This is a genomic window from Indolivaga alginatilytica, from assembly GCF_003201355.1.
Lineage (GTDB): Bacteria > Bacteroidota > Bacteroidia > Bacteroidales > Dysgonomonadaceae > Dysgonomonas_A > Dysgonomonas_A alginatilytica.
This window is the reverse complement of the sequence record NZ_QICL01000010.1, coordinates 23,398-42,370: the sequence shown is the minus strand read 5'-3', so window position 1 is coordinate 42,370 and position 18,973 is coordinate 23,398. Positions and strand designations below refer to the sequence as shown.

At 34.3% G+C, this 18,973-nt stretch carries 19 protein-coding genes; 17 read left to right on the top strand and 2 right to left on the bottom strand.

Going from position 1 to position 18,973, the window contains the following annotated elements:
* Positions 1-127: 127 nt before the first annotated feature.
* Positions 128-1,144, bottom strand: a complete 1,017-nt coding sequence (gldB, locus tag CLV62_RS09330) for a gliding motility lipoprotein GldB (RefSeq protein ID WP_110310516.1) — start codon at positions 1,142-1,144, stop codon at positions 128-130.
* A 233-nt stretch (positions 1,145-1,377) separates the two neighbouring features.
* On the opposite strand from gldB, the gene tsaD reads away from it, so the two are divergent.
* The 16 genes from tsaD (at position 1,378) to CLV62_RS09250 (ending at position 17,792) form a co-directional block, all read left to right on the top strand.
* Positions 1,378-2,394 (top strand): tRNA (adenosine(37)-N6)-threonylcarbamoyltransferase complex transferase subunit TsaD, encoded by a 1,017-nt coding sequence (gene tsaD / locus CLV62_RS09325; protein ID WP_110310515.1) that lies wholly within the window; start codon positions 1,378-1,380, stop codon positions 2,392-2,394.
* Between the two features lie 18 nt (positions 2,395-2,412).
* The gene (locus CLV62_RS09320) at positions 2,413-2,703 is read left to right on the top strand and encodes a YciI family protein (RefSeq protein ID WP_110310514.1); all 291 of its coding nucleotides are present in this window, start codon (positions 2,413-2,415) and stop codon (positions 2,701-2,703) included.
* Between the two features lie 18 nt (positions 2,704-2,721).
* The gene (locus CLV62_RS09315) at positions 2,722-3,399 is read left to right on the top strand and encodes a cell division FtsX domain-containing protein (RefSeq protein WP_110310513.1); all 678 of its coding nucleotides are present in this window, start codon (positions 2,722-2,724) and stop codon (positions 3,397-3,399) included.
* Between the two features lie 55 nt (positions 3,400-3,454).
* On the top strand, positions 3,455-4,675 hold the full coding sequence (locus CLV62_RS09310; protein WP_110310512.1) for a M48 family metallopeptidase: 1,221 nt from the start codon (positions 3,455-3,457) through the stop codon (positions 4,673-4,675).
* A 21-nt stretch (positions 4,676-4,696) separates the two neighbouring features.
* Positions 4,697-5,734, top strand: coding sequence for an acyltransferase family protein (locus CLV62_RS09305; protein WP_110310511.1), 1,038 nt, complete (start codon positions 4,697-4,699; stop codon positions 5,732-5,734).
* Positions 5,735-5,896: 162 nt separating this feature from the next.
* Complete coding sequence (locus tag CLV62_RS09300; protein ID WP_110310510.1) at positions 5,897-8,233, top strand: glycoside hydrolase family 3 N-terminal domain-containing protein; 2,337 nt, start codon at positions 5,897-5,899, stop codon at positions 8,231-8,233.
* A 166-nt stretch (positions 8,234-8,399) separates the two neighbouring features.
* Positions 8,400-9,539: a glycerate kinase family protein gene (locus tag CLV62_RS09295; protein ID WP_110310509.1), complete on the top strand. Its 1,140-nt coding sequence runs from the start codon at positions 8,400-8,402 to the stop codon at positions 9,537-9,539.
* 123 nt (positions 9,540-9,662) lie between these two features.
* Positions 9,663-10,121, top strand: coding sequence for an arginine repressor (locus tag CLV62_RS09290; protein ID WP_110310508.1), 459 nt, complete (start codon positions 9,663-9,665; stop codon positions 10,119-10,121).
* A gap of 29 nt (positions 10,122-10,150) precedes the next feature.
* Complete coding sequence (locus tag CLV62_RS09285; RefSeq protein WP_185144254.1) at positions 10,151-10,756, top strand: GNAT family N-acetyltransferase; 606 nt, start codon at positions 10,151-10,153, stop codon at positions 10,754-10,756.
* Complete coding sequence (argG, locus tag CLV62_RS09280) at positions 10,753-11,952, top strand: argininosuccinate synthase (protein WP_110310507.1); 1,200 nt, start codon at positions 10,753-10,755, stop codon at positions 11,950-11,952. The genes CLV62_RS09285 and argG overlap by 4 nt, the downstream gene beginning before the upstream one ends.
* A gap of 13 nt (positions 11,953-11,965) precedes the next feature.
* Positions 11,966-12,307: a cupin domain-containing protein gene (locus tag CLV62_RS09275; protein ID WP_110310506.1), complete on the top strand. Its 342-nt coding sequence runs from the start codon at positions 11,966-11,968 to the stop codon at positions 12,305-12,307.
* 121 nt (positions 12,308-12,428) lie between these two features.
* On the top strand, positions 12,429-13,397 hold the full coding sequence (gene argC, locus CLV62_RS09270) for an N-acetyl-gamma-glutamyl-phosphate reductase (RefSeq protein ID WP_110310505.1): 969 nt from the start codon (positions 12,429-12,431) through the stop codon (positions 13,395-13,397).
* Positions 13,398-13,430: 33 nt separating this feature from the next.
* On the top strand, positions 13,431-13,841 hold the full coding sequence (locus tag CLV62_RS09265) for a GNAT family N-acetyltransferase (protein ID WP_110310504.1): 411 nt from the start codon (positions 13,431-13,433) through the stop codon (positions 13,839-13,841).
* 17 nt (positions 13,842-13,858) lie between these two features.
* The gene (locus CLV62_RS09260) at positions 13,859-15,235 is read left to right on the top strand and encodes a MutS-related protein (protein WP_185144253.1); all 1,377 of its coding nucleotides are present in this window, start codon (positions 13,859-13,861) and stop codon (positions 15,233-15,235) included.
* Between the two features lie 70 nt (positions 15,236-15,305).
* Complete coding sequence (locus CLV62_RS09255) at positions 15,306-16,427, top strand: aspartate aminotransferase family protein (RefSeq protein WP_110310502.1); 1,122 nt, start codon at positions 15,306-15,308, stop codon at positions 16,425-16,427.
* A 78-nt stretch (positions 16,428-16,505) separates the two neighbouring features.
* Positions 16,506-17,792: a solute carrier family 23 protein gene (locus tag CLV62_RS09250; RefSeq protein ID WP_110310501.1), complete on the top strand. Its 1,287-nt coding sequence runs from the start codon at positions 16,506-16,508 to the stop codon at positions 17,790-17,792.
* A 166-nt stretch (positions 17,793-17,958) separates the two neighbouring features.
* On the opposite strand, the gene CLV62_RS09245 is transcribed toward CLV62_RS09250, so the two are convergent.
* On the bottom strand, positions 17,959-18,312 hold the full coding sequence (locus tag CLV62_RS09245) for a cupin domain-containing protein (RefSeq protein ID WP_110310500.1): 354 nt from the start codon (positions 18,310-18,312) through the stop codon (positions 17,959-17,961).
* Positions 18,313-18,453: 141 nt separating this feature from the next.
* Here CLV62_RS09245 and CLV62_RS09240 point away from each other — a divergent pair, with 141 nt between their 5' ends.
* The gene (locus tag CLV62_RS09240) at positions 18,454-18,768 is read left to right on the top strand and encodes a hypothetical protein (protein ID WP_050710906.1); all 315 of its coding nucleotides are present in this window, start codon (positions 18,454-18,456) and stop codon (positions 18,766-18,768) included.
* The last annotated feature ends 205 nt before the right edge of the window (positions 18,769-18,973 follow it).

Genomic DNA, 18,973 nt, shown 5'->3' with positions numbered 1-18,973 from the left:
AAATATTATCTGTTATCAAAGATACTTTAGATACATTAAATTTATTCGTATAAAAAGATAAAGTTATCAACACCAATTGTCAATAACTTTATTTATTTGATATTTCACTTAAATATCTGTCTATATTTCAAGGATTGTATTTTGATTGTTTAAGAATATTCTGCATATCCGATTCTTTAATTATCGAATCTAAACTTGCACTCGTATTTGCAGCGTAGGCTTTCACTATTTGCCAACCTATCCATGCACCTAATCGACCGGGAGAATCTGTTGAAATTGTTGCCGTATACGGTGCATCCTCCAAGTACTTTAGAATAGTCATATAATCAGTACTAAACAGATAATTCTGATCAATTGTAGCTTTCCATATTTCTTTCTCTTTATTTTTACTCCATTCCAATTGCTCGGGAGTATAACCTATCAGGTCGGCTTCGTTCCAATCAGGTAAAAGTAATTGTAAAGCATATAGGGTTTTTCCTTCATTTATTATTTCAGATAATAAATCTTTACGCTTATTAGATGTCGGCATTTCTGTAAGAATCCAAGCTTTGAGATAATCCCGGCTAATCATTTGAGGTTTCATTTGTTGACGTTGGTAATCTTCAAAGAAATCTTTGTAACCCGAATAATCAGCTCCCAGATATCTGTCAATTGAAATTGAAATAAAATCTGCTAAAACAATTGTATTAGCTTTAAACCCCGAAACGTGCATCCCTAATCTTGGTAATTGCTTACCCGCAAAGTACTTCTGAATCAACTCATCTGCAACCGACAATTCTTTCTCATATGGAAGCACCACACGAAATGTATCCAAAGCATCCTTATATATTTGAGAAAGCATCGGATTTGAAAAATACCCTTTTAAATCAGAAAAATAAGACGTACCACTAACATCATTATTATTAATAGTTACAGTTCCGAATGCTTCCAAGAACTTTCCATATGATTTGGCTAAAGAGTCTTGTTGCTGAAAAGACGGGACTTGCAAGTATCTGTATAAATCCTGATCGAAGCGTTTAATACTAATTAGCTCGCCTTGATTTTGTATCGATGTAAAGTCATTCCTGTGTTTACTATTGTTGGAACAACTATACAATGATGATAATGAAATGAAAAGGAAGAATAAAGTAATGACATATTTCATATTAATTTAAGAATCTGCGTAAAATTTCTGTACGGGACAAAGTTAAATAAATTTTTGATTATAAAAATGTATTTATTTCAAAAAAAGGTCTAAGTGACACTTAATAATAAATAACCTGAGGAATAGCATCTTGTGATAGCTTAGTATATTTATAAGAAGATTTTACTATTTGAAAAACAGAAATAAACCCATACATTTGTATAACTATTTTATATATAAAGGCTATAATAATTATGATTAATATATTAGGTATAGAATCATCATGCGATGATACTGCCGCTGCCGTAATACAAGATGGAGTTTTACTCTCCAATATCATATCCAGTCAAAAGGTACACGAAAGTTACGGAGGGGTTGTCCCTGAACTGGCTTCCAGGGCTCACCAACAGAATATAATTCCGGTAGTAGATGAAGCTTTAAAAAAAGCAGGTATAGCAAGACGGGATCTAACAGCTATCGCTTTTACCAGAGGTCCCGGTTTAATGGGTTCTCTACTGGTTGGCACATCTTTCGCTAAAGGGCTATCTACTGCTTTAAATATTCCCATGATTGATGTAAATCACTTACAGGCTCATGTTTTAGCGCATTTTATAAAGGAGGATAAAGACGATCAAAATCAACCATCTTTTCCTTTTCTATGTTTATTGGTATCAGGTGGAAATTCTCAGATTATTGTCGTCAAGTCTCATAAAGAGATGGAAATTATAGGGCAAACTATTGATGATGCTGCCGGAGAAGCATTTGATAAATGTGCAAAAGTTATGGGGTTAGGCTATCCCGGAGGACCTATTGTGAACAAATTGGCAAACCTAGGTGACCCCAATAAATTCAAATTCAATAAACCACACATTCAAGGCTATAATTACAGTTTTAGTGGTTTGAAAACTTCCTTCTTATATTTCTTAAGAGACGAACTGAAAAATGATTCCGATTTTATTGACAATAATAAAGAGGATTTATGTGCATCTCTCCAAAAGACCATTATTGATATATTGATGGATAAACTACGTAAAGCATCTAAAGACCTAAATATAAAAGAAGTTGCTGTAGCCGGCGGAGTTTCTGCAAACTCAGGACTACGAGATGCTTTCGAAGACCATGCCCAACGTTTTGGATGGAAAATTCATATACCTAAATTTGGCTATACAACAGATAACGCTGCTATGGTAGCTATATCCGGACACTATAAATACCTAGACAATGAGTTTTGCTCTATGGATGCTGCCCCTTTTGCCCGAGTAACAGTCTAGTTTAATACACCTAAAATTATGTTTATAATCGTTCTGACGTATAAAGTTTCGATTGAGCAAATTGAATTTCACTTGGAGAACCATGTCCTATATTTGAAGGAGCAATACAGAGTCGGAAATTTTCTGGCATCAGGTAGAAGAGTTCCCCGATCAGGGGGTGTTATACTTGCTAAGATGGATAGTAAAACAGAGTTGGAACAACTATTAAACAAAGATCCATTTAAACAAAATAATCTTGCAGATTATGAAATAATAGAGTTTTCGCCCTCTATGACATGTAAAGAATTGGACTTTCTGATTGAACACTAACACTAAAATATTTGACTTATGAGCAACAGGGATTTTGACGAAATTCACGATTATGATTACAACAAAGGTTTTGAAGAGACTGATATTACTCACAATGAAATATCAGCCGACAATAATCTAAACAAGCCATCTGTTATTAATGAGCCAGAGGCTGACAACAGCAGATCATTGTTTTCTACAAATGGTGATAATAATGCAAATGCAAATGTAATTGATAATGAAACTGCAATGAATATGATTCAGGGCAGTGCAGTAAATACAATCAGTATCGAAGAGCTTAGAGCACAACAAAATCTACCAATGGGATTAGTTGGTGGAATATTAGCTTCAATTCTATGTATTGCAGTATGGTCGTTAATAACTGTACTAACAAAATATCAAATCACTTACATGGCTATAGGTGTAGGTTTTGCAGTCGGATTTTCGATCCAGAAACTAGGGAAAGGAATAACACCTATATATGGTGTAATAGGGGCAATACTTTCTTTACTGACATGCTTTATCGGTAATCTTATCAGTTCGGTTTGCTTAATTGCTGATGAAGTAAATATTAGTTACTCTGAAGTATTTTCCAGTCTTGATAGTGATACAATAATTATGATCGTAAAAGAAACATTTCAATTTATGGATCTAGTGTTTTATGGCATAGCCATATATACGGGATACATTTGCTCGATAAAGAGCGATCCCAAGTGATATTAATAGCTTTCCAATAATAAAGAAATGCTCCTATTAGAACCTAAATTATTATATGATATATTACACAATCTTATTATTCGTTATTTTTGATTTTATATGGACTCAGTATCTGGCATACAGAAATAGAAAACGAATGAGCCCTAATATTCCTGAACAATTAATCGGAATATATGACCAGGAGAAATACCAAAAACAACAAGCTTACCAGAAAGAGAATAGTAGAATTGGCCTATTTTCAGGATTTGTATCGTTTATAATAATTTTATTGCTTCTTGTATTCAATGGGTTCGGTTATCTGGATCAATATGTAAGAGGATATATCGATAATAGTATTTTGGTATCTCTGGCATTTATTGGTATCCTGTACATTGGTAACGAATTCATATCATTACCTTTCTCTCTTTATGACACTTTCGTTATAGAAAAAAAGTACGGATTTAATAAATCTACACCACAGATATTTTGGATTGATCAACTGAAAGGGCTACTTCTTTCCATATTATTAGGAGGGGCGATCTTAGCTTTATTAATTTGGTTTTATGATGGTTTTGGAAAGTATGCATGGCTGTATGCTTGGGGGCTTATTACAGCATTCTCTTTATTTATGACATTATTTTATTCTAATATTATTGTTCCTCTTTTTAACAAGCAAACACCACTAGAATCCGGAGAGCTTAGAAATGCCATTGAAGAATTTTCTCAAAAAGCAGGTTTTGAACTTACCAACGTTTATGTAATGGATGCTTCAAAACGATCAACCAAAGCAAATGCTTATTTCACGGGCTTAGGCAGTAAAAAAAGGATTGTCCTATTTGATACTTTAATAAATGATCTAACCACAGATGAGATAGTAGCTGTACTGGCACACGAAATAGGACATTACAAGAAGAAACATATTATACAACACTTGGTTACTTCAGTATTGTATACAGGAGCATTACTATTTATATTATCATTTTTCTTAACCAGCCCGGCTTTGGCTTTAGCATTGGGTGGTGAAATACCATCCTTTCATTTAGGAATCATCGCTTTTTCAATCTTGTTTACTCCCATATCCTTATTATTGGGATTATTCATGAACATGTCAAGTCGTAAAAACGAATATGAAGCTGATGCTTATGCAGCAAGCTTTGGGTTAGCAGATTCTCTAATCAATGGTTTAAAAAAACTTTCTGTAGAATCATTAAGCAATCTAAATCCCGATCCTTGGAATGTATTTATTTATTATTCACACCCAACTCTTTTACAACGAATCGAGCGACTAAAGAAATAATTAATTGTAGGAAATTCCAGAATGAACAAAATAACCAAAATAGAAGCTCTTAGAGGATTTGTTGCAATATATGTAACCTTTGCCCACGTTTTTCATGATAGATCTTATGCTTTAGCCGAATACAATTTCATCTGGAATTATGGTGATTTAGGAGTTGCCATCTTTTTTATTATATCAGGATTTGTTATTCAACTATCATACGAACGATCTACAGATAAATCATTTAAACCCTACTTTTTCAAACGATTCTTCAGAATATACATTCCATTGATATTTGTTTTTATTGCAAACTATTTTGTACAATTAATAGAATTTGGAGTAGAAGGTTTTACAATACCCCGATTAATAACAAACCTTTTAATGCTCCAAAATACGAATAGTCCGGACTCCATATTTGCTCCTCTTTTCAATAATGGACCTTTGTGGTCTCTTGCATACGAGTGGTGGTATTATATGATCTTTTTCGTTATCATCAACAAAATAAAAGATAAGACTAAGACTTCAGCCATTATTTATTCTTTGGGTATCATCTCAAGTATATTATATCAATTTTATCCTGTTTTTATAGTACAACTAATGATAGATATGGTTATTTGGTGGTTTGGTGTAGATTTGGCCAGATTATATTTATCGAATAAGAAAATATCCTTTATTAATTTAAAATATCCTCTGTTAGTACTCCTTGCTTCTGTTTTAATTATAACCTTTACTGAGCCTACCGAAGGAAAAGAATTCTTATTCAATACACACCTTTGGAGAGGCTTATTTGCTATATGTGTAGGTTTACTATGGTATAAAGCAAATTGGAAATTCTTTGATAAAACAATAGGACTTTTTCTTCCCTTTGCAAGTGTATCGTATGTTGTATATATTTCTCATTGGTTTCTTGTTCACGAAGCTACTTTCTTACATTTCTTATTCGGAAGAAGCCGATTAGTTTATCTCGTATATTTCGTAATCTGTCTTATTTTTAGCTATTTAGTAGAAAAGGTCATTTATCCGAAGCTCAATAAGTTTTTTATGAGTAAAATTTTTCCTTTAAAGAATAGAAATACTTAAGAAGAAATTGCCACTTTACTGTAATACTATGTTAATGGCTAATCCATATCATTTAATAAATAAATGGTATTTAATGGTTGATTATAGTTTTATATTTATCGAAACTATAGATAAGTTTGAAATCTCACTTTAAATTACATAATAATTAAATAATATTATCTGATGAAATACACATTACTGCTTTTATGTATAGCTCTGTCTATGGGGCCTACATACTCACAGCCAAAGTATAAAAACCCTAAGTTGAGTGTTGAAGAACGAACTCAGGATTTAGTTAGCCGTATGACTCTCGAAGAAAAAGTAGGTCAGCTACTTTGCCCACTGGGATGGGAGATGTACGAAAAACAAGGCAACAAAGTTACACAATCAAAGAAATTTGAAAATATCGTAAAAGAAAGACAAATCGGTATGTTATGGGCAACTTTCCGTGCTGATCCATGGACTCAAAAAACGTTAGAAAACGGATTAAATCCCACTTTAGCTGCCGAGGCAGGAAATGCTCTTCAAAAATATATCATAGAAAATACCCGTTTAGGAATTCCTATCTTTTTAGCTGAAGAATGTCCTCATGGACATATGGCTATCGGAACAACCGTTTTTCCGACTGCAATAGGTCAGGCTGCCACTTGGAATCCTGAGTTATTAACTAAAATGAGTTCTACTATTGCACAAGAGGCTCGCTTACAAGGCTCACATATAGGCTATGGCCCTGTATTAGATTTAGCCAGAGAACCTCGCTGGTCTCGCACCGAAGAAACATATGGAGAAGATCCAATCTTGATAGCTCGCATGGGCGAAGCATTTGTAAAAGGTTTCGGTAGTGGCGATTTAACGAAAGAGAATAGCCTTATATCAACCCTTAAACATTTTGTAGCCTATGGTGTACCCGAAGGTGGTCATAATGGAAACCCAAACAGTGTAGGTATGAGAGACCTTAGAGAAAATTATCTGCCTCCTTTCCAAGCAGCAGTAAAAGCAGGAGCTTTGTCTGTGATGACTGCATACAATTCTATCGATGGTATTCCTTGTACTTCTTATGAATACCTATTGAAAGATGTGCTTCGCAAAGAATGGGGATTTAATGGTTTTACGGTTTCAGATCTTGGTAGTATCGAAGGTTTAAAAGGAAGCCATCATGTTGTAGAGAACATACAAGATGCAGCTATTCTATCTGCTAATGCAGGCTTAGATGTTGATTTAGGTGGAAATGCTTTCTTCTTATTGATTGACGCAGTGAAGAATAATAAGATAAAAGAATCTGTAATTAATGAAGCTGTAAGCCATGTTCTAAGATTGAAATTTGCAATGGGGCTTTTTGAGAATCCTTATGTAGATGTAAAACAAGTAGCTAAAAATGTACGAAATCAGGAACATATCGATTTAGCTCGTAAAGTAGCACAAGAATCTGTTACCCTTCTTAAAAACGACGATAATATTCTGCCTCTAAACAAAGACATCAAAAAAATAGCTATAATAGGTCCTAATGCAGATAATATATACAATCAATTAGGAGACTATACAGCACCTCAGGAAAGAGACAATATAAAGACTGTTTTAGATGGAATAAAATCAAAACTGAGTACTGCTCAGATTGAATATGTAAAAGGAACAGCAATAAGAGATACTACAAACCTAGAAATTCAGCAGGCTGTTGCTGCTGCAAAAAATGCAGATGTTGCAATAATTGTAGTAGGAGGATCAAGCGCTCGCGACTTCAAAACAAAATATATCGACACAGGAGCTGCCGTTGCTTCAAAAGACAATATCAGCGATATGGAAAGTGGCGAAGGATACGATAGAGCATCACTTGACTTAATGGGAAAACAACTTGATCTATTAAAAGCTGTAAAAGCAACAGGAACACCGATTATTCTAGTATATATTGAAGGTCGCCCCTTAAATATGAATTGGGCTGATGAAAATGCAGACGCACTTCTTACAGCATGGTATCCGGGGCAAGAAGGAGGAAACGCTATTGCTGATATTCTATTTGGAGATTATACCCCCGCAGGTCGTTTACCTATTTCTGTGCCTCGTTCAGTTGGTCAACTACCGGTATATTACAATCAGAGAAATCCAAAGAGCCATGATTATGTAGAAATGACTCAAGCTCCACTTTACCCATTTGGTTTTGGTTTGAGCTATACTTCTTTTGAATATAATAATCTCGTTATTCGCAAAGTAAATAATACACGCTATACAGCAGAATTTACAATTACAAATACAGGTAACTTTGATGGTGATGAAGTTGCTCAACTTTATATACGCGATGAAGTTGCATCAACAGTTCGTCCGGTAAAACAACTAAAGCACTTCTCTCGTATTAATTTGAAGAAAGGGGAAAGTAAAACTGTTTCATTTGAACTTTCCGAAAATGATTTCACAATCATTGATCAGCAAATGAAACGAATTGTAGAACCCGGAAAATTTAAAATTATGATAGGCTCTTCTTCTGAAGATATTAAATTAGAAGATGTAATAAACATTGAGACTATTTAAGGGCTCAGACCTTTTATTACTTTAGTCATAGCACAACAGAAATAATCGGTTATAAATCGAAAGTACATCATTTACAAAAGGCTCCTGAAATAAAATTATTTCAGGAGCTTTTTTATTAACTTTATATTGTATTCTAAGGACAAACAGACTTTATATAAAAATACCGATGGAAAATCTAACATTTGTTTTAGCACCAGATTCTTTTAAAGGCTCTATGACTGCACAAGAAGTATGTGAGGCTATGGAAAAAGGCATAAGAAAAGTGCTTCCCAGTGCAAACTGCATCAAAGTTCCGATGGCAGATGGGGGAGAAGGTACAGTTCAATCATTAGTAGATGCAACCAATGGTACAATATATAACCTTGAAGTTGTAGGTCCTCTAAATACTCCTGTTATTGCCCAATATGGAATATTAGGAGATGGAATAACAGCCGCGATAGAAATGGCATCAGCCAGTGGAATTCAGTATATAAATGAGAAAACCCGAAATCCATTAATTACTACAACATATGGAACGGGTCAATTAATCACAGCATGTTTAGATAAAGGCATAAAAAAGATAATTATAGGTATAGGAGGCAGTGCAACCAACGATGGTGGAGTAGGGCTTGCCCAAGCATTAGGAGCACGCTTCCTAGATAAACAAGATCGTGAATTACCATTTGGAGGCGAAGCATTATCTCAACTTGCTAGAATTGATATATCGAACCTTGATTCTCGTTTAGAAAATATTGAAATAGAGGTTGCTTGTGATGTAACCAATACTTTGTATGGCGAAACGGGAGCATCTAGAGTGTTTGGTCCTCAAAAAGGAGCTACTCCTCAGATGGTGGAAATCTTAGATAATGCACTTTATCATTATTCTGAAATAATAAAACAACAACTAAATAAAGATATTGCAAACATTCCCGGTGCAGGAGCTGCCGGAGGTCTGGGTGCAGGCCTTCTTGCATTTACAAATGCAAAACTAGAACGAGGTGTAAATATTATCATCAACTACACCAACTTGAAAGAAATTATCAAGCAAGCAGATTTTGTATTTACAGGTGAGGGTGGTATTGATTTTCAAACACAATACGGAAAAACGCCTTATGGAGTCGCTCAAGTAGCCAAATCTGAGAACAAAAAAGTGATTGCAATTGCCGGATATATAGGAGAAGGTATAGAGCAATTATATGGCTGTGGTTTTGATGCTATTTTGGGAATTTTACCACAAGCTCTTTCTCTGGAAGAAGCTCTTTTTAAAGGAAAAGAAAATGTTGAAAGAACTATCGAAAATATTGTCCGCATACTTCTAATTAAATAAAAGAACCTTTACTTAATATAAAATCGGTTTTTAGCATCAATATATACAAAAAATAATCTCAAATATGTTTGAATATACAATATTATGTATAAATTTGCAGAATAAAATGTATATTTATTCAAAATGAGAAAGAAAATTCGACATACAACCATCAAAGAAGTTATATTATCTGAGGATATAACCAATCAGGATATGCTTCTAAATGCCCTAATAAACAAAGGGTTTGATGTGACACAAGCAACACTTTCTCGTGATATAAAAGAGCTGAAAATTATAAAAGCACCAACACTAAGAGGTAATTATGCATATCAGTTGGCAGATGCAATTGTAAACTCACAGGACAATATCATGCCTTTATCATCCTTTGGATTTCTGAGTATTGAGTTCTCAGGGCAATTGGCTGTCATAAAAACCCGTCCCGGATATGCTATGGCTATTGCCGGAGAAATAGATTCAAAGGCTAACCAAACGATACTGGGAACTGTTGCCGGAGATGATACGATATTAATAATACCCAAAGATAATATAAGCAGAGAAGAGGTGTTAGCATCTCTTTCCTCATTTATTCCAAATATGAAATGATCAACAATATTTTATCGACAGATAAAAAAATGAAAGAAGAATTAGAACCAGAAATAACTATCGAAATAGCCAGCGATAAACATATTCAATATGTTCAGACTATATTAGATACAATAGAAGCAGCCGCAAAGGTGCGTGGTACAGGTATAGCCAAACGCTCACCCGAATATGTGGAGCTTAAAATGAAAGAAGGCAAATCGATCATCGCTCTTGCCGGAAAAGAATTTGCAGGTTTTTGTTATATCGAAACTTGGGGTAATAAACAATTTGTAGCCAATTCGGGACTTATTGTTGTTGACAAATTCCGAGGGCATGGTTTAGCTAAACGTATCAAGCAAATGGCTTTTGCTCTTTGTCGTCATAGATTTCCTGATGCTAAAGTATTTGGGTTAACATCGGGTGCTGCCGTGATGAAAATCAATACCGATTTGGGATATGTGCCTGTTACCTTTGCCCAATTAACGGATGACGAAGCTTTCTGGAGAGGATGTCAGGGCTGTGTTAATTATGATGTATTGACTCGTACAGACCGCAAATATTGTATCTGTACTGCAATGCTTTACGATCCTAAAGCGCATGAGGATAAGCCGGAAATTAAAGATTTACTGAAAAAATTAAAAGATACTGACAAATGAAAAAGAAAGTCGTTTTAGCTTTTAGTGGAGGATTAGATACTTCATTTTGTGCCAAATATTTATCCGAAGAAAAAGGATACGAAGTATATACAGCTATAGCTAATACCGGAGGTTTCTCGCCGGACGAACTAAAAATAGTTGAAGAAAAAGCCTATAAATTAGGAGCGGTGAAACACGTAGCATTAGATGTTACACAAGAGTATTACGAGAAAAGTATCAAATATATGGTTTTTGGAAACGTTCTGAGAAACGGAACTTATCCTATTTCAGTAAGTTCTGAACGTATATTTCAAGCAATAGCCATTATTAATTATGCTAAAGAAATAGGCGCTGATGCAGTTGCACATGGCAGTACAGGTGCAGGTAACGATCAGGTACGTTTCGATTTGACTTTTGACGTATTGGCTCCCGAAATAGAAATAATTACTCCAACACGTGATATGATCTTAACCCGTGAATATGAGATTGATTATCTTAAAAGACATGGTTATGAAGCAGATTTCACTAAAATGGAATACTCTATAAATAAAGGTCTTTGGGGAACAAGTATAGGTGGTAAAGAGACATTGAAATCGAACCAAACCTTACCCGAAGAAGCATATCCTTCTCAATTGACTAAAAAAGAATCGGAGATTCTAACCATTGATTTTGAACAAGGAGAGATAGCAGGAGTAAACGGAAAAAAATACACTAATAAAATTGAAGCTATCAATAAGATCGAAGAAATAACTTCGGCTTTTGCAATAGGTCGTGATATGCATATTGGTGATACTATTATAGGTATTAAAGGACGTGTAGGTTTCGAAGCCGCTGCACCGTTGGTAATTATCAACGCACACAAAATGCTCGAAAAGCATACTCTTACCAAATGGCAACAATATTGGAAAGAACAATTAGGTAATTGGTATGGAATGTTTTTACACGAAGCCCAATACCTTGAACCTGTAATGCGTGATATCGAAGCTTTCCTTATCAGTTCACAAGAAAATGTGACAGGTACAGTTACTATTAAACTTATGCCTTATCACTATGTATTAGTAGGAGTTGACAGCGATTTCGACTTAATGAAAGCTGAATTTGGAGAATATGGAGAAATAAATAAAGCATGGAGTGCAGATGATGCGAAAGGTTTCACTAAGATTTATTCTATTCCAACAAAAGTATTTCATAGCGTACAAAAGAAAAACGGAAAGTGATTAACTATAAGTGATGTATAAGAAAGTATCTAAAAATGAAGCTGTTCATTATATTTGGGGCGATGGATGTGATAGTTGGGTGTTTGTGGACAAGGACACTTTATCTGTTAAACTAGAAAGTATGCCTCCAAATACTAGAGAAAATGCTCATCATCATGCAAAAGCTTCTCAGTTTTTCTATTTAATCAAAGGAGAGGCTCTATTTCATATCAATGGAAATGAATCTGTTACGGTATTGGCTCAGGAAGGATTGTTAATACCTCCTCAGACAATACATTTTATAGAGAATAAAAGTGATGAAGCTATTGATTTTTTAGTTATTTCTCAACCTACAACAAATAATGATCGGTTTTAACCGATTAAGTAATTTTAAATATTTATTGCTACATTTTATGATTGTAACAGCCTCGAATTGTTACACTTGCCAAAGCAATAAAAAGCTCTGCGAGCTTAAAGATGAATAAAGTACATAGAAAATGATAAAAGCAGGAATAATAGGAGGTGCAGGATATACAGCAGGAGAATTGATTCGTTTATTAATTAATCATCCTCAAGTAGAACTGGTTTTCGTAAATAGTACCAGTAACGCTGGAAATAAGCTGACCGACGTTCATGGAGGTTTACTGGGCGAAACTGATATGAAATTCACAGATCAACTTCCATATAACGAAATAGATGTACTATTTTTCTGTACAGCACATGGTGACACTAAGAAATTCTTGGATACAAATAAAGTTCCTGAGAATTTAAAAATTATAGACTTGTCTACTGATTACCGTAAAGAATCAGCAGAGCATGAATTTGTATACGGTCTACCCGAATTGAATAAAGAGAGAATTAAGCAAGCAAAACGGATTGCCAATCCCGGATGCTTTGCAACAGCTATACAATTGGCTTTACTGCCTTTAGCTAATGCTCAATTATTAAATACCGAAGTTCATGTAAATGCAATTACCGGATCAACAGGGGCGGGGGTTAAACCTTCGGCAACATCACATTTTAGTTGGAGAGAGAATAATATCTCTGTATACAAAGCTTTCGAACATCAGCATTTAGGTGAAATTCGTCAATCGTTGACTCAGCTTCAAAATAATTTCACGGAAGATATTAATTTTATACCCGTTCGAGGTAACTTTACTCGAGGTATATTTGCAAGTATCTATCTAAATTTCGAGGGTTCGGAAGAAGATGCTCGTAAACTATACGAAGACTTCTACAAGGATAGTCCTTTTGTTATAGTAACTGATAAAAATCCTGATTTAAAACAAGTTGTCAACACTAACAAATGTGTTCTATATGTAGAGAAGCATGGTAATAAACTGCTTATTCTTTCTTGTATCGACAATTTAGTGAAAGGTGCTTCAGGGCAAGCTCTTCATAACTTGAATCTTATCTTTGGTTTAGACGAAACGCAAGGATTGAAACTGAAAGCAACAGGATTTTGAGGCTACGGTAAATATTTTTTTAGAATTAGTTATATGGAAATAAAATATTCTGATAAAATACCACACATAAATTCATTCTTTACCCTTTATGAATCTACAGGATGGAATGAAGATGCTGAAAAAACAAAAGAAGATCTTTATGAAGCTATAAAGAATAGTTGGTATATTGTATCTGTTTTTTCGGATGAAATATTAATAGGTTTCGGAAGAGTTATTTCAGATGGAAAATTACATGCATTTATTGTAGACCTAATTATTTCTCCTGAATATAAATTAAAAGGAATTGGTACTGAGATACTGAATCGTTTAGTAGATTATACACAGAAGGCAGGTATTAGCGATATCCAGCTTTTTTGTGCTAATGATAAAAAAGAATTTTACTTGAAAAATAATTTTATCGAACGACCGCTGAATGCTCCAGGTATGCAATACCAGATTTATTAATTAAAAAAATCGTGCCTATGCCCTTTCAGATAGACGACCAGACGAAAAAGGATCTAGACATTTTTGGCACATACAAAAGTGGAAAATCGATATTTGACTTATTTAACCTGAGTACATGCAAAGGTGGTCAAGACAAACTATATCGTTTTTTGGCAGAGCCGATGACTGATCTTGAGAAAATAAAAGAACGAAAAGAAGCCGTTCTATTCTTTCAACATCATGTAACATCAAGATTAATTATAGATAAGGATGCTCTGGATTATGCAGTATACTATCTAAAAGACAGGGGATCTTCTATCAGGCGTGCATCAAAGGTATGGTCGGCTGAACGGAAAATAATGAATACATTGAACCCGACAGAAAGCTACTATGTTGTAAAAAACGGAGTAAGCTCTATGATTGTGATTCTAAAATCATTATATGAATTCTCTCTGAATTTGGTAAATGAAGAAAAAGCTAATCATTGTCCTATATTACTAAAGAAAGACAATGATAAAGTTCTGGAAATATTCGCTTTATCTGAATTTCAGAGTGCTCTGGGTTTGAAAAGCCTAAAGGCTTACGATATTGATGTGTATGATTCTATATTTAGACACTCGCAAAGTCGGAATATTCAATTTTTGATTAATCTCATCTATGAATATGATGCTTTTCAGGCTATAGCCAATGCGGCAGATAAGTACAACCTTTGTTATCCCGAAGTTTTACCCAAATCAGCAAATTGTCTTGAACTCGAAGGACTATTTCACCCCTTTGTAGAAGATGCGGTAGCAAATGACATTAGTTTTGGAGGAGAATCAAATCTATTATTCATCACCGGACCCAATATGGCTGGAAAATCAACTTTTCTAAAAGCCTTAGGTGTTTCTGCTTATTTGGCACACGCAGGATTCCCTGTACCTGCCAAAAGTATGAGATTAAGTCTTATCTCCGGATTATGTACTACCATCAACATATCCGATGACTTACATTCGGGTTACAGTCACTTCTATGCAGAAGTTCTGAGAGTAAAGTATGTTGCTAATCAGTTGAAAGAAAACAATAATCTACTGGTTATTTTCGACGAACTATTCAGAGGAACAAATGTAAAAGATGCCTATGATGGAACTTTGGCTATAGTATCTGCATTTGCACGCATCAAAAGTTCATTCTTTGTTATATCAACACATATAATAGAAGCTGCCGAAAGTTTAAGTGCAAATGATAATATAAGTTTCCGAAGTTTCGAAATACGTGAAGTAGATGGACACCCGACATATACCTACAAGTTAAAAGATGGTATATCGACCGATAGATTAGGCATGTATATAATACGTAAAGAAAGGGTAGTGGAGATGATAAACGAAGTATTGACAACCGAACCCAAAAGTGAAAATATAGAAACTAATAATTAGATTACTTTCTAAAATAGAAATAAGAATAAGTAATAAATAGGTCTGCGACCTTATAATATAAAGTATAAAAATGAAATTATTCGATGTATTTCCATTATTTGACCTTAACATAGTAAAAGGGAATGGATGTTATGTATATGATGAAAAAGGGAATGAATATCTGGACCTTTATGGCGGACATGCCGTAATTTCAGTAGGTCATACGCATCCATATTACGTAGAAAAAATAACCGACCAATTAAATAAACTGGGTTTTTACTCAAACTCTGTAATTAATGAATTACAACAAGAGGTCGCTCAGAAATTAGGAGAACAATGCGGTTATCCTGATTATTTCCTTTTTCTTATCAACTCGGGTGCCGAAGCAAATGAGAACGCAATAAAGTTGGCTTCTTTTCACAATGGAAGAAAAAAGGTTCTAGCTTTTAAGAAAGCATTCCACGGACGGACCTCTGTAACTGTCGCAACAACAGATATTCCTGCATATTCTGCTCCTGTAAATGATAATTCAAATGTTACATTTGCTCCGTTCAACGATATTGAATTCGTAAAAAAAGAATTGGCAACAAAAGAATATTGCTCTGTAATCATAGAAGGTATCCAAGGAGTTGCAGGTATTCACATTCCAGACGATAAGTTTCTAAAAGAACTTCGCGATGTTTGTACGGAAACCGAAACAATCCTTATTTTGGACGAAATCCAATCAGGTTACGGACGTAGTGGTAAATTCTTTGCACATCAGTATGCTGATATAACTGCTGATCTTATAACTGTTGCTAAAGGTATCGGTAATGGTTTCCCTATGGCTGGCGTTTTAATTAACCCTATGTTTAAAGCTGTTTACGGACAACTTGGAACCACTTTTGGCGGTAATCATTTAGCTTGTGCTGCTGCTATTGCAGTATTGGACATAATGAAAAAAGAAAAATTAGTAGAAAATGCTTTGAATGTAGGAGAATATTTAATCACCGAATTAAAGAAATTATCAGGAATAAAAGAAGTACGTGGACGTGGTCTTATTATAGGTATCGAAATGAACGAACCAATAAAAGAAAAAAGGTCAAAACTTCTATTCGAAGATAAGATATTTACAGGGTCAACGGGAACTCATGTATTTCGTCTCCTGCCTCCATTATGCTTAACTAAAGAGCAAGCCGATGTATTTCTGACTAAATTTAAGCAGATAGTATAATTCCTATTAAAAAAGCACCTATTTTAGCGGTGCTTTTTTATTGCCTAAAAAATAAATTAAACAAACCAGAACCATACCATGAAACCTTCCAGTAAAATAGTCCTTCGTATAGATGAAAAACCTAAATTCCTTCAATGGATATTACTAAGCATCCAACACCTTTTTGCCATGTTTGGAGCAACAGTTTTAGTTCCTGCTCTTACTGGAATGAGCCCGGCTGTAGCTCTCGTTTCAAGTGGTTTAGGTACATTAGCCTTCATCTTGATAACACGAGGTAAAGTTCCTTCTTATTTAGGATCATCTTTTGCTTTTATTAATCCGCTTATTGCCATAAAAGCATTTGAGGGATTTGCTGGTATAATGGTAGGTAGTTTTCTTGTAGGAATTGTTTATGCCATTGTTGCTTTGGTTATTGCAAAAACAGGAATCAAATGGTTAATGAAATTATTACCTCCCATTGTTGTAGGACCAATTATTATGGTCATTGGGTTAGGCTTATCGAGCGTAGCGGTCAGTATGGTTACCAATCATCATGGAGGATATGATATAGACTATGTACTGGTGGGGCTTGTAACTTTAGTTATTACTATTGTATTTGCCATATACACCAAAGGATTTTTAAGTGTAGTTCCTGTTTTGATGGGTATTATCGGTGGATATATTTTTGCTCTAATAATGGGAATTGTCGACTTTCAAAGGGTAATAGAAGCCAGTTGGTTTGAAGTACCTCCTTTCGAAATTCCATTTGTACATTTTACACCTCACTTCACATGGAAAGTATTCTTACTAATGGTTCCTGTAGCTATTGTTCCTATTGCAGAACATATCGGACATCAATTGGTATTGAGTAAAGTAGTAGAGAAAGATTTATTAGAAGATCCGGGATTGCATAAGTCTTTATTTGGTGATTCAGTAGCATCCATAATTGCCTCTTGTATTGGAGGACCTCCTGTTACTACTTATGGCGAAAATATCGGGGTATTGGCTATCACCAAGGCATTTAGTATATACTTATTTATTGGTGCTTCCTGTTTTGCCATCCTTTTTGGATTCTGTGGAAAAATATCCGCTCTCTTATCTTCTATTCCAACGCCTGTAATGGGAGGAGTATCTATACTTCTATTTGGAATCATTGCATCCAGCGGATTGAGAATGCTTGTTGAAAATAAAATAGATTTTTCTCAAAAGAGAAACCTCATTATAGCATCCGTTATTCTTGTTATCGGAATAGGTGGAGCAGCAATACATATAGGGAGTCATTTTTCACTCGAAGGTATGGCATTAGCTTCTATTATTGGTGTAGTATTGAATCAAATACTACCGGGAAAACAAGTTGTCGATTTTAAAGATATGTTTGGTGAGTAAGGCAATTAAATAAAGAAGAGAGTGTATCAAAAGAGATTTAGCACACAGAATACACTGATAATACAGATTTTTTATATTTTGTAAATCACTATTAACTAGTGAGATATAAAAATAAAACTCAGAATTTTCTGTTATTTCAGTGTAATTTGTGTGCTATTTAAGTTCTTTATTTTATTGTCGCATAAAAATCTTCTCTTACCGGACTGAAACTATCAATAATTATTCCTGCTTCCAAACAAACTAAGCCATGCTTAATATCAGGTTCTGCAAAGAAGCCATCACCTGCTTTTAAAGTTTTAGTCACACCATCTATTGTAACTTCATATACTCCTGATTCAATATAGGCAGTTTGTACATGAGGATGCGAATGCTGATAACCGATAGCGCCTTTTTCAAAGATTACTTTTACTGTCATTATTTCATTATTATATCCTACAAATTGGCGTGTTATACCCTTATCTGCAGTATATACAGGCTCGTCATCTTTAAGAAAGAAAGGCTTACTTTTAATCTGTTCCATTGTTTTGTATTTATATTTCAGAACAAGGTAGATATTTATCTGAAAATATTCAAATGAATCGCGATTATAACTCTAGTTTGTTAAACTATTTTTTATATATTGACGTTATAAGAGAAAGAGAATAATTAAATATAAAATAATATGGAAAACTTATTAAAGAGATTACAAGAAGAAGCTGGTTTATCAGAAGAACAAGCTGTAAAAGTTGTAACGATAGTTAAAGACTTTATGGATAAAGAAGGTCTTGAAATAGATTGGGATAAATTTTTCAAAGGAAAATATGGTGATCTCAGAGAGCAAGCCAAATCGTTATTCGATGTAATTTCACATAAAGCACGTGAGTACTCAGATAAAATTGAAGACAAAGTAGAAGATCTCACCATACAAGCAAAACGCACAGCCCGTGATCTGTCTCAGAAAGCAAGCGACTATCTGGACGATGAAAAGAAAAAATAAAGTCAATTAAGGTCTCAGACCTTTTTATTGCTTTGGTAGGTGTAATAACTAAAGACTGTTATATCCATGAAATATAGTAAATAAATATCATGGGTCACTTATATAGGAAGGTTGGTAATTTAATTATCAACCTTTTTTATTTTATGTCTTAAATAAAGAAATTTGTCTTTATTAGTTGTATACTTTTGATTAACTTTGTCGAAGA